Source organism: Xenorhabdus bakwenae, from assembly GCF_030272115.1.
GTDB classification, from domain to species: domain Bacteria; phylum Pseudomonadota; class Gammaproteobacteria; order Enterobacterales; family Enterobacteriaceae; genus Xenorhabdus; species Xenorhabdus bakwenae.
In genome coordinates, this window is record NZ_CP119194.1 from 818330 (window position 1) to 839188 (window position 20859).

Annotated in this window: 4 protein-coding genes; all 4 read right to left on the reverse strand. The window is 49.8% G+C overall.

Annotation, left to right across the window (positions count from 1 at the left end; translation table 11 throughout):
- Window positions 1-17 precede the first annotated feature (17 nt).
- The 4 genes from PXH59_RS04770 to PXH59_RS04785 are packed head-to-tail and all read right to left on the reverse strand — an operon-like array spanning window position 18 to window position 20858.
- Window positions 18-1115 (reverse strand): Gfo/Idh/MocA family oxidoreductase, encoded by a 1098-nt coding sequence (locus PXH59_RS04770; protein ID WP_285810569.1) that lies wholly within the window; start codon window positions 1113-1115, stop codon window positions 18-20.
- Window positions 1112-12919, reverse strand: coding sequence for a non-ribosomal peptide synthetase/type I polyketide synthase (locus tag PXH59_RS04775; RefSeq protein WP_285810571.1), 11808 nt, complete (start codon window positions 12917-12919; stop codon window positions 1112-1114). The genes PXH59_RS04770 and PXH59_RS04775 overlap by 4 nt, the downstream gene beginning before the upstream one ends.
- Window positions 12916-19038 carry a non-ribosomal peptide synthetase gene (locus tag PXH59_RS04780; RefSeq protein WP_285810572.1) on the reverse strand — a complete coding sequence of 2041 codons (6123 nt, stop codon included), beginning with the start codon at window positions 19036-19038 and terminating at the stop codon, window positions 12916-12918. The genes PXH59_RS04775 and PXH59_RS04780 overlap by 4 nt, the downstream gene beginning before the upstream one ends.
- Window positions 19039-19085: 47 nt before the next feature.
- Window positions 19086-20858: an ABC transporter ATP-binding protein gene (locus tag PXH59_RS04785; RefSeq protein WP_285810573.1), complete on the reverse strand. Its 1773-nt coding sequence runs from the start codon at window positions 20856-20858 to the stop codon at window positions 19086-19088.
- Window position 20859: the final 1 nt, after the last annotated feature.

A 20859-nucleotide genomic window follows, 5' to 3' on the forward strand; every position in this document is an offset into this window, starting at 1 on the left:
CGGGAGTTTCCACGTCATCAGAATATTTCCTTCGTCAGTATCAATTGTGCGGGATCAATCCAGACGGGGGGCTGTAGATCCTGAGTAACCGGCTCTCCCATCATGCGTAAAATTTGTTGCCACAAGCCTGCCAGCCGCAATTGGTAGTCGTAGTTAAAAGCAGGGGGACAGTGTGCCCCATTCAATACCGAATTTAAGGTATTAAGGAGTCGTGCCACACCTGCGGCACCATCACATTCAAATGCAGTCATCCAATTTTGCGTTGCCGGACAAAGAATTTGGGATGTTGCCTGGTGCAGATAAGCCCCTTCCGGTTGGCCGGCATTCAGGTAAAGACTCTGTTCATTATTCAGATGGTTTGGCGCATGAAGAACCGGTGTCCAGATAACCGGGCCATAGCTGGCTTCCTGCGTCAGATAACCGGCCGGCCAGATCAGCGTCATTTTATGCATAACTAGGTTGTGCATATCGGGATCTCTGGGGTCCAGATAGGATTGAACGTCTAACGTTATTGTGGTTCCCGCAAAGCTGAGTTCAAAGCAATGAAATCCGTTACTCCGTTGGCCCACATAGGCTATCTCAATCTGTTCTGGACAATGACAGGCCTGTAACAGCAGATCAAGAGCGGAAAAGAGTAACTGGCGGCTGGTTGTCAGATAGCCGCTTACCGGACGTTGCTGTGATAACAGACTGATTTGATGAGCCGCATGTAACCAGCTTCTGCCAGCCTGGCATTGGCTGTAAAAGCTGTTTACCCAAAACATAGCATTATGCTGGCTAGCTGTTGACTGGTGTCTTTTGATCGCTTCTGCATCAAGAGGGTGTTCCTGAATGACCGAAATACCCCGTGCCAATAACGCCTGGGTTAATTGGTCGCCTTTGCCACCAATCACCTCTGCACGGATGACCACACAGGCAATATCGATATCATCCGGCAATTCATCCAATGAGCGGAAGAGGGGCACATTGAAATCTCGGGCAAGTTGCTGCGAACGCGGGCTTCCTTGCGCCAAGATCCCGGCCAGTTCCAGATCTGACCGAGGCTGTAGAAACGCATTAAGATACAGTTCACCAAATTTTGAACCGACAATCAAAACCCGCCGTGGCGTTATCATATGTTCTCCTTAACCGGTTCAACTGTTGGCACTGAACTCAGGATGTTTTTCAGGCACGCAACCAGAGAGCCGACATGTTTGTGGAATAGGCTGTAATGATCACCATCAAGTTGTGTCACATTGACTGGCCCGAAAGCTCGCCAACCAAGATCAGTTGCGGTGAGGGTTGTTGGATCGAGGTAATCCATAAAATCAGGCAATGCCTGCTTTGCCCGGATAAGGCAGAAAGGTTGTGAAGTCCGGGGTGGACAATAGTCAAGCAATGCACGCAGGTTATGCTGCCAGATGGCATAAAGCTCAGCCAGTGATTCATCAATCTGGGCAGATTGCGGTAAGGCTTTGAGCAGTGCTTGCAGGAAGGTATCCGTGTTTGCTGCAATCGCGCTGTTATTCAGTTCGAGACCCGGGAATTGTCCCTGCAAATCGAGCAGGAAATGACGATGACAGAATGCATCATCCAGCGTCAGACCCGTGCGTATGTTCGGCGCGAAACTATCAATCAGGATGCAGTCAGAAACGCTTTCACCGGCAGCCCGTAATTGATGAGCCATTTCATAGGCCACTAATCCACCGAAAGACCAACCCGCCAGTGCATAAGGTCCTGTAGGCTGGAATTTACGGATTTGGCGGATGTAATCAGTGGCCAGCGCAACAACAGAAGGTTTATCGGTATTCATGCTCTCTGGCGCAAATGCCAGACCAATCAGGCGCAGGGCGTCAAAATTGGCAGCCAAATGACGGTATCCCAACAGATGTCCCCCAATTGGATGGACGATAAACAAGGTAGCTTGTTCTATGGTAGATTCTTCTACGGTAGCCTGTTCAATGTTTCCCTTGTTCAGTACCACGCCCTGACAAATATTTTCTGGTTGGTGTTCAATAAATTCCGCCAGTGAATGTACGGTATCGTAAGTTTGCAACAGGCTGAGGGGGTATTGGCGATTAACTGTCTGATTGATTTGCACCATTAATCGTACTGCGGCCAGAGAATCCCCGCCAAGAGTAAAGAAACTCTCGTGTATGTTAATATTTTGTTGCTCTAAGACTGATTCCCAAAGGTTTAATACCGTTTGTCCTGTCGCGCTGAGCGTCACCGATGGTGCTGAATCACCTTCTTGCGCTTTTTCAACCAGAGTCATCAAGGTACGTCTGTCGATTTTACCGTTGTCGGATACGGGTATCGTATCGAGAATGATAAAGCGCTGTGGGCACATCCAAACCGGCAAGGTTTGCTGCAACCAGTGAGGCAGTATCGGTAACAGTTCGGCAGAAACTGGCGCAGTACCGGTTAAACGTAAGCCAGCGACGAGCTGCAATGCACCGTTTGACGTCGTATGTGCAAAAACTATCGCTTGTTGTATCGCAGGGTGTTCACATAAGCGATGCTCGATTTCGCCCGGTTCAATCCGGTAGCCACGAATTTTAATCTGGTGATCATTACGCCCTAAAAATTCGATATTACCGTCTGGCCGCCAGCGACCTAAATCACCGGTACGGTAGAGCCGTTCGCCCGTTTGGGGATGGATGATAAAGGCTTGTTGCGTTTTTTCTGTATCATTCCAATAACCCAGGGCAAGCCCACTTCCACCAATATAAAGCTCGCCGGTTACCCAGACCGGACAAGGTGACAGTGCTGAATTAAGCACGTAGAAAGTCTGATTGGCTAAAGGCTTGCCATAGGGGATGCTGCACCAATGAGGATCAACCTGTGCGATAGGATAAGCAATAGACCATATTGATGCTTCGGTTGCGCCGCCCAAACTGAGCAGGTTAAGCGCAGGGTGAAGGGCAGACAATTTTGCCGGTAAAGGGGTGGGTATCCAGTCACCACTCATCAATATCCAGCGCAGGCTATTCAGGGGATATGGAGAAGGAGAATAGCTTCGGGCATATTCTTCAAGCAGTTGCACAAATGCCGGTACGGAATTCCAGACATTCACCGATTCTTGTTGTAACCATGCCAGCAGTTTGTCAGGTTGTTTAGTGTCCCCAGGCGCGGGAATAACCAGTTTTGCCCCACAACTCAACGTGCCGAAGAGGTCATAAACGGAAAGATCGAAGGTTAACTCTGATATTGCCAGCACACTGTCGTGCTCATTGAGTGCAATACGTTGATTAATATCAAGGATCGTGTTGACAGCACCCCGATGGTCTATCATTACGCCTTTGGGTTTTCCGGTCGAGCCGGAGGTGAAGATAACATAAGCTAAATCTTCTGGCTGTACAGATAAACGTTGTTCTTCGGTTACGGGTAAATTATTGAGCCATGTTTCATCCAGAGAGATGACGCAGACATGCTCAGGCCAATTCATCTGTTGAGCAAACTTAGGTTGTGTCAGTACGGTATCAACTTGCCCTGATGCCAATAACTGATGGCTCCGCTGTTGCGGATAACTGGCATCAATAGGCAGATAAGCCCGCCCTGCCAATACAATGGCAAGAACGGCGACAACCTGTTCCCAGCCTTTTTCCATGACCACACCAATCAGGGAAGAAGCCTGATTTTCCTGTGCTTGCAGATGGGCCGCCAGTGTCAGGCTGTGTGACCACAAAGTGCGATAGTCGATCTGACGCGAGGTATCGACCACCGCAGTACGTTGAGGATAACGATTTACTGCCTGTTCAATGAGCGAGCAGAGCGTATGCGATGGAAAAACGGTTTTTGTCGCATTACTGTTCTGGCACAAAGCGCGATCGTTTGTTGGCAGCCAGTCAGGCAGCGGGGTGCTCCACGGGTAATCCGGTTCGAGCAAGGCAACAACACAAGCCTGATAATGGGCAAACATGTTTTCTGCAACCTGAGGCTGGAACAGTTGTGGCAAGATCGCCCATTGTAGGGTGACGCCGCCTTCTGCGCCGGAAATTAACATACAGTCGAGATAAACATGGGGAGTTTGCGCACCAAAGAGATTGAGTGTTCCCAATCCTGATGGCCCTTTGCCCGCTGTACCGGTTGTATCGTTGAATACAATCGGCATACCGGCGTTTAGGTTGTGGCGGTGTTGATTTTTCTCCCTGAGTACCCGTTGCCCGTCAAACAGCGCATGTTGAAGATCGGCCAGCCATTGCCGTTGTATCCGGCTTACAGCATCACTGAACCCTGTAATATTGCGTAGATCCACTTCCAGCAATGATGTGGTCGACAGATTGCCGACTAACGTATCGCAATACTGAGGCATTAACAGGCGGTTACCATGCAGGACATTGATGGTGAAATGCTCGTTGTTGCTCCACGTGGACAAAACATGAGCAAATAGGGTTAGCATCACTTGTGAAGGTGATACGCGGTATTCTGCGGCACGTTGTTGCAAACGCTGCCATTGTTGTGGACTGATATGTCCGGTCAGACACTGTTGATCGAGTTGCTGTGACGGGTGATCTTGCAGTGGTAACACCGGCGCATCCGGCAACGAAGGTAAGCGATCAAGCCAGTATTGCCGGCTTTGTTGCCAGGTTTCTTCGGTTTTCTCATTCTCCAGTGCCTGAATATAGTCGCCAATCGTTGCTGCCGGCGGCTCTGGCTGCCAGTCAGGTTCCTGATACCCGTGGTGTAAATCCCGCAAGATTAATGTCAGGCTTTTACCATCTGCAACCAGCAGGTCGATAGTCAAATGCAATAAATATGCCTGATCATCGGTATGGTACAGGGTTAAATCAAACAGCGGCCAGTTGTCGCTGGGAACGCCTTGAGTACGTAGCGTGTTGCGGGCATGATCCAGTTGCGCCTCGCGCTCATCTGACAACATGTCACGGCAATCAATGACGGTTGGTGTATAGCGGGGAACTTCCGGCAAAATACGATATTGCCCCTCCTTCACATAACCGCGTAATTGCGCATGATGGCTTATCACACGGTTCCAGGCGGCGGTGAAACGAGGCAGGTCAAGCCCGTTGATAGCCAGTTCAGCATAGAAATGCGCGATACCGTTACCAAATTGGAACAGTTGGCTCTCTCCCAGCCAATAAGCGTATTGCAGTGCGGTAAGTGGCAAAATCTGCTCAGATGCCGGTTCAGTTTGAGGCGGTATCGCAAGTGGCGCTGAACGGGGTTCGGCTACCCGCAGAGTACGGCAAAATTCACTCAACTCAGGGTGTTCGAATAGCTGTTGCAGACTGGCTTGTTCGTAACCCTGGCGGCGTAATTGCACCACCATTCGGGTGGCAATCAGACTGTCTCCGCCACTTTGGAAAAAGTCACTGTGACGCTGTATTGACTGAGGCAGCAGTGAACGCCAGAGCGCAATGACTTGTTGTTCAATATCATGAAGCGGGGCATCTTCTGTTTCTGGTTGTCCGGTTTTCGTGATTAACGGTTGTACCATGCTCTCTTTCGCTGTCACCATCAACGGCAATTGCTCTTGCTGTTGAATATGCAATGAGTAAGGCAAGGTGGAAAATCGGGCTGCTATTTCGCTGATATTAAGCCGGGCTTGTTGTTCAGCCCGTGCCAGGATCAGTTGTTGATGCAGTTCTGGCCCGTTTTGCCCCGGCCATTCCAATGCAACCCGATAACCGGATTGCGTCAGGCACTGACGCCAGCCTGCAAGTTCCATCAATGCACTATTACCGTGATCACCACCGCGATCGTCAACCCAGGCGTTAATACCTTCAATAAATCCGACACTGGTGAGTTGCATGGCACTTTCGCGTTTGGTGGATTCAATAATCAGCAATCCGCCACCGGCTTTCAATAAACGGGAGAGGCGTCGCAGGGTATTTCTCAGATGGATCGCATCATGTAATACGTTAACCGCCATAATCAGGTCATAACCGGATGCCGGGTGCTGACTAAAATCAATACGCTGGTTAATATCGAACAGGGCAAATTTTACCGTTTCTCCGTAATGATTGAGTAACTGGCGGGCATCATCCAGGAATAGCGGTGAAACATCCGTAAAGTGGTAGCTTTGAATGGCGTGTGCATTGTGTGCCAGTACCTTCTCTGAGGTTGCTCCGGTTCCTGCACCAACTTCCAGTACAGAGAAATGTTCGGATGTCTGGCTCAATTGCCGGACAATTTCAGCGGCAGCCTGGTTCAGGCAACGTAATGCGGGGTTCTCACTGTAGAGGCTGGTTGTGATTTGTTTCTCGGCGAACAGCAGCTCCAATGCATTACCACGTCCGGCAAGCAGGGAGTCATGTTGTTCGATGCAGGTTGAGACATAACGACTAATGGTTTGACACCATACTGCATCATCCAGTTTTGCTGTAGGGACCGGAACATGGCTAAGTGGTTGCAGGCAACGATATCCGTCAGCGTTTTTTTCAATAAACCCCTGATTATTGAATAACGTCAGCCATTGAGTCAGCAGGCGTTGGTACTGTGGCGCCAGTTGTAAGCGTTGTTCAATCTCTTCACGAGAGTGATAGTGTTGTGCAGCAGTGAATAAGTTATGGCGCAGTAAGGTCTGGCTCAGGCCAAATAACGCTTGTTGCTCAATATGTTGCCAGGAGCGCTCAAACGCTTGTTGTTCTGCTAACGTGGGTAGCGGTAAGGTGTCGGTGTTGATAACCCGTGGTTCTGGCAGTGATAATGGCAAATGATCTTCTGCAACCAACCACAGGTTGTAACCTTGTGTATCGTCCTGACGAGGCTGAATTTCTGCCAGCCGTATTTCAGGTTTAGTACGCAGATAGTGTTCGGCCTGACGCAATTCAGGGTGTTGCGGCCAGAAGTCATAACGCGTATGACCAGACGGTGGCGTATGCAGATCATAATACGCCATGCGTTCAGGCTGGTGGCAAATTTGCACTAACAGCGCGTCATAAGCGGCAAACAGCGACTCAATAACCCCTGCCTCTAGCACATCATCCATGCAATACCAGTTAAACAGCAGATCACCATCGACCTCCATAACCTGATGATCTAACCAGACTTGTGGCGTCTGGCTCAGAACAAAGACCGGATCGCCCAGTAATTGAGTGATGGATTGTTTGATAGCGACACCGTCTTGTGCCATCCCTAACATACTGGTGAAAACGACCGGTGTCAGCGGCTGTCTGCTTTGGGTTTCGCCATTTTTTTGGCGGCCAAGTTCCCGCAACACTTCAACACCGTTGACATGACTGTGGCTTAACCGTTGCCAGAGCAAAGCCTGGGTTTTTTCCATGCTGGCACGCAGGGACGTTGTCTTGCGTAAATCAAAATCCATCAACATGACTGAGGTAAAATCACCAATCAGTTCTTGCACCTCTGGATGGAAAGGTTGTCGGTTAAAGAATGTCAGGTTGAGCGTAAACAGCGGGTGACGGCTGTACCATTCAAGAGTATGGGCAAACAGCGTCAACAGGCCAGCGGAAGGTGTGACTCCCCATTTTTTCCAGCACTGTTTAAGGTGTTGCCAGTCAGATTGCGCCACCCGACCTTCATAAGTCGTGAATTGAGGCTGGTTACGTTGAGATAATTGTGGTTGAGATAATCGTGATTCCAACGGTAATCGTGGCGCGGGCGGCAATGAAAGTAGTTGTTCCTGCCAGTATGCCCATGATGCCCGCCACTCTTTACTTTCACGTTGCGCATGTTCTGCCATCACATAATCGCGGAAAGTAAATGCTTGTGGGACCAGAGGTTGTTGATGATAAGCGAGTTGGAGATCGTCCATCATGATCCGGAAACTTTGTACATCAAACTGCAACAGATCTAGGTTCATATGTAAGCGACAACGTTCATTCGGTAGCAGTGATACAGAGACGTCAAACAACGGCCACTGTTCTGCCGGTGGTACTTGGTAGGAGAGGGTATGACGACGTTGAGCCAAAGCCTGTTCGCAGGCGGTATCATCCCGTGTGCGCAAATCAGCCTGAGACAGAACATACCACGGTGTTTCCGGCAAGATCCGTTGTTGCCCGTCTTCATCGACTATCATGCGCAACATGCCATGACGCTGGATCAATGCATTCCATGCCTGTTCAAAACGCGGGATATCAAAGCTATCCAGTGCCAGATCCCATTCAAATAAGACGTGACAAGCGACTCCCCCAAAATCAATGGCCTGTGTACGACCAATCCAGTAAGCGTGCTGAATGGGAGTCAGAGGAAAGGGGGCGTGGCGCTGGGAGCTGTCAACAATTATCTCAGGTTGGGATGAGATGACAGGCTGTTCAGGCAGGGCCTCCCCAATGAGCGTATTAAGCCCCTCAGGTGTCATATTTTGGTAAGCCAAACCCGCGGTCAATCTAAAGCCAAATTGCTGGTGGATCGCCGCGTTTAACTCCAGAAATAGCAGGGAATCCAAACCGAATTGTAATAAATCCTGTCGTGGATCTAAACGTTCCGGCTGTTCCAGGCGCAATAAAGTTGCGATACGCTGACGCAGCCAGTTAAGCCGTTGTTCACTGTCCAGATACCGCGTGTTATCGGCAGGGAGTGAAGATGCGGATTTTGCAATTATGGGGGGAACATCAGTCTGCAAGCGGCGCGAAATATCAGGGTGATGTTCATCTAACCGCATGGCCAGATAGCAAGGTGATACGGTGTACAGAGATTGATGGAGATGCCAGATACCTTCATTTGTGCTGAACGGTAACATGCCATCCTGCGCCAGTTTTTCTACCAACCGCCGGTCGCTGGCCATACCAATGCCACCCCAAACGCCCCAAACCAACGTTTTAACCATCAATTGATTTGGTGCTGTCAGCGCTAAAGATTCCAGACAAGCGTTGGCGATGGCATAAGCCCCCTGTCCTTGGGCACCTAACATTGAGGCGGCAGAAGCGTGCAGCAGCAGATATTGGGCATGATGTTGTTGGAGCGCAGTTTGCAACGCCGTGGCGCTGTGAGCCTTGACGGATAACACGTGTGACAGGTGCTGACGCTCAAGTTCTGCCAGTGGAGTATGGTCGGCAATGCCTGCGGCATGGATCGCGCCCGCGATACGATCTTCTTGTGCCAGAGCCTGCACTGCATTTAGTAAGGCGGGTGTATCTGTGACATCAAGGTTAATCCAGCGTATTTCACATTCGCTACTCAGTGACAATTCTTGCACAAAATCATCCCAATCCGCATGTTTGCGGCGGGCAAACACGGCAATCTTGCGTGCGCCCTGAGTCAGCAACCAACGGATGGAAATGCGACCGATACCCCCCATTCCGCCTGTAATAATGTGCCAACCCTGATGAGGAATCGATATCGGCTGTTGTGACAGTGGTTGTGATAATGACTGGCGTTGTAAAACCGGCACAGCGATTTGATTTCCGCGTACTCTCAGCCAGCGATGGTGTCCATAATTCCGTGCATCCAGATAGCCAAGCGCTAATGACAACGCGTCCGTATCGTAAATATCAGCGATATCAATCGCCTGAATGCGGCGGTGGGGATACTCTTCAACCGCGACCCGCAGCAAGGCCCAAATAGCGTATTGGGCGGGGTTGATATCTTCTTTTAATAAGGTGGATCCTGGTTGGGCACAGCAGGTTACAACGGTTAAAGGTGCTGTTTCATCGCGTTTTAGTTCACTAATAACCTGATCACATAATTCTGTAACCTCATTGCCTTCAAGCAGCAGTAACCGATTGCCGTTTTCAGGCTGTAAATGAATGCCATGACGCCAATGATTAATCACCCCGCCATTTGCGGTTGAAGAGCGAAGGGTATAGCGCGTTGAAGATCCCGGTATATTTGCGGTATTTATTGTGCGCCAATGCAGGGCATAGTGAGTATCAGGGCATGGCTGCGGTGCAGGAAGCCAGGTTTTTGTCACCGATCGGGATGCCACTGACTGACGGGGCAGATCAGCACGATCACTCAGCAGCGCGAATAGGCGCTCACCCGCATAAATCAGTGCCGGGAAAGCCGTGAACAAACCCGCCTCCAGTAACCGGCGTCTGGCATAAGGCAAGGCACGGTAAGGACGATATATTTTACTTACCGTTGGCGCGGAAATTTCCTGATAATAACCTTGCTGCACACAGTGGCTTAATAACTGCTCCAGCAACGCCCGCCAGCAAGGTTGTAGCCGACCAGCCCGAATCGTGTCGATGGCACTGAAACCTTGTTCAGCCTCACGCCCATGACACTGATATATCAATGCATCGGTATACAATGCCCGCAATATTGCTGCATCGGCGTTTTGTTCAATGGCAGGATCAAGCAGGGAATTGACATCAAGCTTAGTGTTGGCTAAGAGCGGCTCGGTTTTGCTTACAGGTAATTCGGTTGCGGAGAAGCGGTAATGCTGCTCATCAAATGGATAGAGTGGGGCATGGCATTTTACCCCGGTGAATGGGAAGAGATGCGGCCAGTCAAGTTGTGCACCGGCACAGTAAAGTTGCATAAGTGCCGTTTGTTGATCTGCTTCTGGGGAGCTTTGACGATAGGCACTCGCAATCCAGGTTTCCTGCGGCAGACTGGCACGTCGTCCGATCCCTGTTAGCGGTGCATCAGCCCCAAATTCCATGAACAGTGCAACACCTTGCTGGCGGGCAAACTCAATGGCCTGATGATAACGTACCGTGTGGCGCATATGGTTACGCCAGTAATCAGGTGCGCCTAATTGCTCATCCTCTGCCAGATTGGCTGTCAAGGTAGAAATGAGCGGAATTTCTCCCGATGCTGGTTGTAACCGGCTGCAATACAGGGAAAATTCGGCCAGAACAGGCTCAAGCATGGCTGAATGTGCGGCACAGGCAACATCAAGGTGCTGGTAACGAATCTGCTGCTGTTCCAGCCGTTGTGTCAGGATAGCAATTTCTGTCTCTTTACCGGCCCAGACCCAGTGTTGCGGGCCATTGCAAACCGCCAGATCCAAAGACAATGAATCCGTAAAAGGAGAAATATCTTCTTCGTTGGCAAAGATTGCCAACATTGCTCCTCCTTGAGAACAGCTTTGCATCAGTTTGCCCCGTACCGCGACCAGTGGCATGACTTGCTCAGGTGTGAGAATGCCGGCAACCACGGCCGCTGCGAATTCACCGACGGAATGCCCCAGGACATAATCCGGTTTTAGCCCAAGTGCACGCCAATGGGCTGCCAACGCAATTTGATGAGCCACAATGGCCGGTTGTGCATATTCGGTGGTCGCCAAGTCGGCATCATGCTCGCCGAACATCACGGCTTTTAGTGGCAGTGCTAATTCGGTGGCACAGGCGGCACAGCAACGATCTAACATCGCGGAGAAAACAGGAGAACTGGCATACATGGCTTTTCCCATGCCAGCCCATTGACAACCCTGACCGCTGAATTGCCACAGTTGCTTGTTTTCATTTTTGGTTTGCCCGCTAAAGATATTTGGTGTTGCGATATTGTTCGCAAAAGCGGATAGGCTCTCCACATTTTTTTCACTATCTTGTGGCGATAATGTCAGCGCTAAACGCCAGGGCAGTGAAAGATCACGTCCCTGCAATGCAGTCCAGGCCAGATCGGTATCATGTTCCGGGGTATTATTGAGTGCAGTCGCGTAGCGTTGCGCCAATTGACGCAATGAGGCTTCCGAAGCCGCAGAGAGCAGCAACGGTGCTGTTGGTGAATGGTTAATACGGCGACGATGTAATTCTGTTGGCAATGATTGCACCACAATATGACAGTTAGTGCCGCCAATGCCGAATGAAGAAACGCCGGCGGTACGCAATTCTTGCGTCCAACGTTGCCCTTGTGTTGCCAGCCTGAACGGGCTTTCTTGCAGTCGTAATGCCGGATTGGGTTGCTGTACATTGAGCGTTGGGGGAATGTAACCCTGCCAGACGGCCAGAACCGCTTTGATCAAACTGGCAATCCCTGCGGCAGTATCGAGATGACCGATGTTGCTTTTTACTGAACCAAGATAACAAGGCGGTACTGACCCACTGCGGTCAGAGAATACCGTGCGTAATGCATCAACTTCAATGGGATCACCAAGTGGTGTCCCTGTGCCGTGTGCTTCAATCATGCCGACGTCATCAATGCTGACATCAGCCAGTTGTAATGCTTCGCTAATCACACGGTGCTGACCCTTCACCGAAGGTGCCGTAAAGCCCACTTTTTCGTTGCCATCGTTATTAATGGCACTGCCCCGTAACACGGCCATGATGGGATCGCCATCGCGTAAGGCATCACTCAGACGTTTCAGTACGACAATACCAACACCATTGCCACCGTAGGTGCCATTTGCCTGACTATCAAAGGGTCGACAGTGCCCGTCAGGTGAGAAGATCATCCCTGGTTGATACAAGTAACCGCTTTCTTGTGGGAAAGAAACCGCCACACCCCCGGCCAGAGCCATGTCACACTCACCGGAACGCAGATTCTCACAAGCCATATGTACGGCAACCAGTGAACTTGAACAGGCGGTTTGTACGGTGAGAGCAGGGCCTTTCAGGTTTAATTTATAGGCAGTCCGGGTCGCAAGGTAATCTTTATCATTACTCATTAACGCCTGTAACCCTTTCACCTTGCCAGCATCGGTCATCGCAAACTGTGACCATGAAGGCCAGGTACTGATCCGGCTACTACCAAAGACACCGGTTTTCAGCGGGACATGACGTGGCGCATAACCGGCATGTTCAAGCGCATGCCAGGCTGTCTGCAGAAATAGACGCTGTTGAGGATCGAGCATTTCTGCTTCCTGACGCGAATAGCCAAACAGCGAGGCGTCAAATTGTTCCGCGTTCTCCAGTATTGCCGCCTGATTGACAAAGTTTTCACTCTCAATGAGTTCAGGAGAAATACCGGCATCCAATAATGTTTGACGGGAAAGTGTCTTTGTACACTCAACCCCATGTTGCAGGTTATGCCAAAAAGTATCGCTATCGGGTGCCTGTGGAAAACGGCAGGCAAGGCCAATCACTGCGATGGGATCGCAATTATCGTAGTGAGGCGTTAAGTGAGTCATTGTGCAGCTCCTTTATGACGTTTTTCCCGTTGTTGCAGACGCTTTTGTTGTTGACGTTGACGAAGGGGGATTGACCGGTCATTTTCGTTTTGGGCCTCTTTGCGGCAACGCAAACTGAGCGTCTCTGGCGTCGGATAAGCAAATAAATCAGTAACAGCAAGATGCCGGAAGCCTGCATCTTGTAATTTGTTATGCAGTTGGATGAGCTGTAGCGAGCTGGCTCCTGCCTCAAAAAAGTTTTGTTGTGCATTTATCGGACAATGGGTTACAGATAAAAACAGGCGTTGAATTTCATTGCAGGTTTCACGGCATATTTGTGGCCCGGCTCTTTCTGCGCGTGGAATAGCCACAGCAGGATTATCTGCAACGATCATGGTTTGCTGGCGTGGCAGCAATTGCTCCAAAGCTGAACGCCAACTTTCGGGTTGTGCAGCAAGGGTGCGCAATAGCGCCATATAGCGGTTAAACATGTTTTGTAACGGGTGTGGCTCAAATAATTCTTCGACTGCGTCCCAGTTCAGGCAAAGTTCATCATCAGATTCGTAAACCTGATGATCCAGCCAGATTTGCGGGGTTTGCGAGATCCCCCAAACCGGTTTCATCCATGATGAACGTGACAGGAACTGTCCTTCGTGTGTGCCCAACGCACTGGTGAAAACGACGGGCATGACGGCAGCATCAGGGCCACGGCGCTGTGCCAGTTCGCGCATCACTCTGATCGCTGAGATATGGCGGTGATCCAGATCTTGCCATAGCTGTTGTTGCAACCGGCGTGCACTGGATAACCAGTTTTTCTCCGGATGCCAGGCCAGTAGTGACAATGAGGTGAAATCACCCAGAATATGTTTGATATCTTCATGCCAGTGTGGGCGATCGAACAGGGTAAGGTTAAGGGTTAACTCCGGTCTGGTACTGAATGCGGACAGAACGGCGGCATAAGCGGCAAGCAGGAGCGCAGAAGGCGTTATTTGATGGGAGGCCGCCTGCTGTTTTAACTGCTCCCATTCCTGTGCAGATAACCGATCGCTATAGCGCACAAAATGCGGGGTTTGAACACGTGCTGGTGCCATACGCAATGGTAATTGCGGGGCCAATGGCAATGTTTTCACTCGCTCTTGCCAGTATTGCAGGGAACTCTGATGTACCGGCATGTGTTGCTGGCGTAATACACAATCACGGAATGTCACTTTCAGTGGCGGTAAAGTGTGCTGTTCGTTGAGATATAGCTGCTCTAATTCAGCCAGCAATATCTGCATACTTAACCCATCTAATAGCAGGTTATCCAGACTAACAAACAGTCGGGAGACAGGGTTGTTGTCTTGTGCAAGTTGGAAATCGAACACCGGCCAGCGACTGACATCTAATACTTGATGTGACAGGCGGTCGCGTAAGGTGTCTGCCTCAGTAATATCGGCAAATCGGTGTTGTTTAACTGAGAAGGCCGGGACATTTTGTAATATCTGTTGTTGCCCGTTAATCACAACCGTCCTGAGCATAGGATGACGTTGGATCAGGCGATTTAACACCCGATTCAGGCGCTGAACATCTAACTGTTCTATCCGGTATTCGATAAAGAAATGTGCCCCAATGCCGCTCAGAGCGAAACCAGGGTAGCGTCCGACCAGATAAGCTTGCTGAACTTCGGTTAATGGGAACGGCTGATATTCATCTTGCTCTTCTGAAATTGCATAGGCTTCTGATGAAGTTTCAGATAAATAAGTCAGTGTTGAGGCAAACGCCGCTAATTGCGGGTGACGGAACAGGTGACCCAGTTCGCCTTTAAGGCCTTGTTGTGCCAGTTCACCAATTAAACGGGTAGCTAAAAGACTGTCACCGCCAAGTTGGAAAAAGTCGCTGTGACGGCCCAATTGTTCAGTATTCAGCAGGCGTTGCCAACTATCGCCAACGGTTTGCTCCACCGCATTTAGTAAAGTTATTTCAGGCTGAGACGTCGCTGTGTCTGTTTTTGTGGTGGATGTTGTGGCAAATTGCAGAGATTGTGCCAGCGCTTTACGGTCGATTTTGCCGTTAGGTGTCAGGGGCAGGTGCGGAATAACATGCAAGCGCTGTGGGATCATATAGCCTGGCAAATGTTGTGCCAGTGCGGATTTGATTTTTTCCCGATCAGGTATGGTGACGTTGTCACTTGTTTGCATCAACAGCACATTCAGATTGCCGAGGGTAATCGGTGTTTCCGCGTGCAATGGAAGAAAAGATAACCACTCTGATGCAGAACGTAACTGAATACCTTGCGGTGAAAGTAACTCAGCTGTAATCAGGGAAATAGGAGATGCTTGTTGCAACTCCATTGCCAATACCAACGCACCCGGTTGTGCCAGTGGACGTAATGTCCTGATGAAACTTGCTGGGTCTTCTTCGCGGTGTAATACATTGTTTAGCAGGATGATATCTGCCTGATGTTGTAGCGATTCGGGACTATTTTTCTCAGACCAATAGTGTACTGATGTGTGAGTATAGCCACTTAACCTTGTTTGCATCTGGTTAATCAGCGCCTGAGAACGTTCAAAACCGATATAAGACAGATGTTGGTCAGTAATATGTTCTGCCAGCCACTGAGCACAGAGACCACTGCGGGCATCAAATTCCATCAAAGTAACGGGGCGTTGTAACTGCTGGGAAAGGGCAATGATGACCTGTTGCAATCCTGTCAGCCATTGCGGGGTTTCTGGTTGGATAAAGAGTTGTTGCTCCGGTGCGAATTGCGGATCATCAAGTAATGTGACGGCGGCCTGCTGTCCGGTAAGAATATGACGCAGCGTAGAATGCCAGCGTGCAGGAATACATTTTGCTTCATGACTGAATGAGGTGAATGGCAATCCGGCCTGATAGAGATGATGTGCAGGTTCAGCCAAGAGTTTGCACTGGCAAAGATGCGCCAGCATACGGGCAAACCAGTGATGGTATTCCGGCAGTGGTTGATAGTGTTTCAGACAATCGGCGAGCGATTGCGGTGAAGTAAATGTAATGCCGTGATGCGACAGGTGTTCAAGCAGGAATAGCGCAACTTCGTCATGATGTTTATGATTATCATCGGTTATTACCTGCATTGCCGGGAACAGATCACGATAGTGCGTGGGTAATTGTGGCACACGATTTATGCGTTGGCATAAAGTATCACCTTCCAACTCCAGGAATGCCACCAGAGACTTTTCTTTTTCACCACGGGCTAAGGCAACACCTTTACTGATACCAGTGACTTGACTGAGGGCGGCATCAATTTCTCCCAGCTCAATCCGGTAACCCCCGATTTTCACCTGGCTATCACGGCGCCCCATAAATTCAAGCCAGCCTTCGGGGTGATAGCAACCCAGATCTCCAGTCCGATACCAGCGTTCTCCCTGATCAATAACAAATTGGGCCGCCGTGCGTTCTTCATCATTAAAATAGCCTGGCGCTACACCGGCACCACCAATCCACAGTTCACCAACAACCCAGTCAGGGCAATCACGGCCATCTTCACCCACGACACGGTAACATTGGTTGGCGAGAGGATAACCATAAGGGATAGAACGCCACTGTGGGTCAACGTCCTTAACAATATATTCATTTGACCAGATAGCCGCTTCCGTTGCGCCTCCCATTGCGCTTAATACACCCTCAGGATTGAATGCACGGTAACGTTCAGGCAGCGACAAACCGATCCAATCCCCGGACAACATCACAGTACGCAGCGTTTTCGGTGTATCAACTTCCATCCCTTCACAATAGGTCAGCAACATATCAAACAGTGCCGGTACACTGTTCCACAACGTAACGTGATGGCGCTCGATCAGCATTTCCCAGCTTGATGGATCGCGGCGTTGTGCTTCATTAACTAATACCAGCGCACCTCCGGCACTGAGAATGCCAAAAATGTCATAAACAGAGAGGTCGAAATGCAGGGCGGAGAGTGCCAGCAAACGGTCATGGCGTTGCACTTGATGACGCCGATTGATATCCAGACAGGTATTCAGTGCGCTTTGATGGCTAATCACCACACCTTTTGGCATACCGGTTGAACCAGAGGTATAAATGATATAAGCCGGATCAGTCACCGTGCGCTCAACCCTGTGAGTTAAGGGCAATAACAGCTCATCCTGATGCCAGGAAATGCAATGTATATCCTGTGACCAAGCATTGTTTTGCTGCTTAGGATCAATAATAACGACATTGATTCCGGCACTTTCACAGATAGCCCGACGTCGGTTTAGTGGCTGATCCACGGGAAGCGGAACATAAACACCACCGGCATAAAGTACAGCCAGTACAGCGACAATTTGTCCGATGCCTTTTTCCATGCTAACAGCAACACGATCGCCCGGCATAACCGATATTTTTTGCAATCCGGCGGCTAATCGGCGGGCGGCCAGGCTGAGTTCGCTATAACTCATTTGTTCGTGCTGAGTCATTAAAGCGACAGCATTGGGGGTCTGTTCTGCTTGTGTAAACACCGCTTCATGCAACAAGGCATTGGGTAACGGTTCAGCCGTGTTATTCATTTGGCGTCGCAGACGGTATTGCGACTCAGGCATCAGATCCGGTAACTTTTCGTGCCATTGTGTCGCGTTTTCCGTCAGGTTCTCAATCAACCCCTGATAGGTTGTGAATAGCGTATCCATCAAGCCGGCAGGGAAAAGTTCGTCGTTGCTGTCCCACTGGATATTCAGGGCGTTTTCATGTTCAAAGGCAACAAAATCCAGCCATACCTGCGGTGTTTGTGATATTCCCCAGCTCGGTTTTCCCAGGACATCACCCGTATTCTCACCATATAAAGGCCGACCTAAATTGCTGGTAAACACAACCGGTGCACCATGTGGGTGGTTGCCCCGCTTCTTGAGTTCACGCAGAACTTCGATACCAGACCAATGACGATGTTCGTAAGCTTCGGTAAATGTTGCTTGTGCATCCTGAGCCAGTTGGCAGAACGGTAAATTATCGCCGGGAATGTCTAACAGCAGAATATTAGTAAAATCGGCCAGAATGCTATCAACCGCGTTATGCAGCGGAACTCTGTCAAATAGCGTCAGGTTGAACAACAAGCGTGTTGCATTGCTCCAGCGACACAATAAAGCGGCAAATGCCGTCGCCAATGCCATCGTTGGCGTCACGCCATTTTGTTGCGCGAGTTGCTTAAAACGTTCCCAATGTTCAGGCGATAAACGAAAACATCTGCGCTGGATCCGGACATTTTTTATCAGGGAAGGATCTTTGGCCAGCGGAAGTTGGGGGGCAGGTGGCAAGGTATCTAATCGGTGACACCAGAATGCCTCTGCTTCCTGTCGGGCCTGCTTAAATTGAGTCTGATATTGTGTCAGGTAACTGCAAAAATCATAGTCAGAAGAAATAGCAGGCAGGCTGCGTTTGGCAATTAATGCCGCCAGTTCGGTAAAGAACAGACTAAAACTGGCGGCATCCATGATCAGCAGGTCGATATTGGCATGCAGCCGATGTTGATTATTACCAAACAGGCTAAGTTGAAGATCAAACGTTTCCCCTTCTTCAACCCGTAATACGCGATGGCTGAGTTGTTCGCGTATATTGTCCAGCGCTTGTTGCTGTTCATCAACTGACTGATGGCGGAGATCATGAACCGTTAATTGTTTCCAGTAAGCACGGGTCATACCTTGCTGACGACCATCCGGCAAAAAACGCACACGTAACATCGGATGCCGCTGGATCAGCATGTGAATAGCCGCTTCCAGTCGTTCAGGCTCCAGCCCGATCCCCTCAAACTCATGATACAAATGACAACCCACACCCCCCAACGTTTGCGCCGGTGAACGCCCAACAAAATAAGCATGTTGTACCGCCGTCAATGGGAATGGGCGAGCATCCGCAATCCGTGGCAGTGGCGCGGTCTCTTGGGGGATTGTGTGGGTGACAGGGGCATAGCGTTGCAGAAGCTGGCTCCAGGCATGCAGTGTTGGCTTTTGGTAAAGCTCGCGCAGGGTGACACGATGTCCTTGACGTCTAAACTGGTTCAGCAATGCCATGATTTGCATTGAATCCAGCCCATTGCGGATTAAATCGTCATGATCGCCCACCAAAATATGTTTTTGATTAAACAGGCCAGCGATAAGCTGGCGCAATGAATCAGGAGAGAGAAGGTCCGTGTGCATGAGTAAATCCTATAAAATGACAGTACCTGATAAATCAATTGGAAGTGTTACACCTTATTTAAGTGAATACTGGGATGTAAGTGCCAATGCTCTTCTGAGCCAAGGTGATTTTTCCAAAGGGATTGGTAAAGTGGACAACGTTTCAGTAATTCATCATGTGTACCGCTATCACAGAGGGTTCCATGATCCATGACCAATATTTGATCAGCACGGGTTATCGTGCTCAGACGATGAGCGATAACAAAAACGGTTTTATTCTGAGTGAGAGAATCAAAGGCTTCTTGTATCAATTGCTCATTTTCGGGATCCAGTGATGCAGTTGCCTCGTCCAGGAATAGCACCGGGGACTGTTTTAGGATCGCGCGCGCAATGGCGAGCCGTTGGCGCTCCCCGCCAGACAACGTACCGCCATCCACACCTAAAGGTGTATCGTACCCTTGCGGTAATGCCATAATCGTATCGTGAATTCTGGCGAGGCGGGCAGCCTGTTCCAGCGCTGACGGTGTCGCATTTGGATCACCCAGACGGAGATTGTTGGCGACAGTATCCTGAAAGAGTGCGGTTTCCTGGAATACCATTGTGACGGTGTCGTACAGCGCTTGAGTCTGGTAATGATGAATAGGGTTTCCACCCAAACGGATTTCACCTTTATCCAGTTGATAGAAAGCGAGTAATAAGTAGGCCAGCGTGGATTTACCACTGCCACTTGGCCCCACAATCGCGGTCATACTGCCTTGTGGTGCATAAAATGACACGTTCTGGATAGCGGGCTGGTGAGTACCCGGGTAGCTAAATGAGATGTTGTTAACTTCAACATCATATTTATTTGGTGCGGCTAATGGCCCGGAAGTTTGCGTTGCAATCGCTTCTATTTCTGCAATATGTGTTTCACCGACTTGTGTCAATGCGGTCACGTTGAGCAGGGGAATGATCCCGCGTAAAGGGGTAATCGTGGCGAACAACAATAGAATAGTGATCAGCATCTCAGGAAGAGTGAGTGCTTCATTAAAGCGTAAAGCTCCCGCCAGAATGCCAACCACCACGCTGGTATCAATAATGATGTAGAACAGACTCAGCAACGGTATGCTTTTGAATATGCCACGGCGGAATGCGGCACGTAGTTGTTCAATTTCCCGGTCAAAACGTTGTTCTACCGTTGTGGTCGCAGCCGCTGCGCGAATAAAAGCCATGCCCTGAGCATATTCTACGATTGATTCGGAGACATCAGCCATCATCGCTGCCCGACGCCGCAGTATTTCATTGAGTTTTTGCCGGATACCCCCCAGGATCAGTAATCCAACCATCAAGACTAACAGGGCACAGCCCGCAACTACCCAGTCGAACCAGAATAAAGTCAGATAGATAAGCGCCAGCATCATAATCTGGCAGGTGATTTGTGGGGTGGTATAGGCTGATTGATTTTCCTGCCATTGCACATCTTCGGATAACGTCAGGGCTATTTTTCCGGCACTTAATCCGCGAATTGTCGCTACGGACATACTGACAAGCCGTTGTAGCAAAGCGCGACGGATTTCTATTCCCAGTCCATAAGCGGCAATGGTGAGTTTACGTAATGCGCGAGACATGAAAGCGAACCGCAGCAACAGTAAAACAACTAATAGTGTCAGCGTGATAAGTGGCAGCATAGCGTTGCCGCTTTCTTGCAGATGATTTTCCTCCAGATGAGTGATAGCCCAGGCGGCGATAGCCAGTTGAGCCATAATCGCAATGGTATCAAGTTGTTTATATAACAACCCGCCAAACCAGACCCGTTGTAGCTTTGCAGACAGATGTTGTTGGAGACGATGAAATAATCCCATG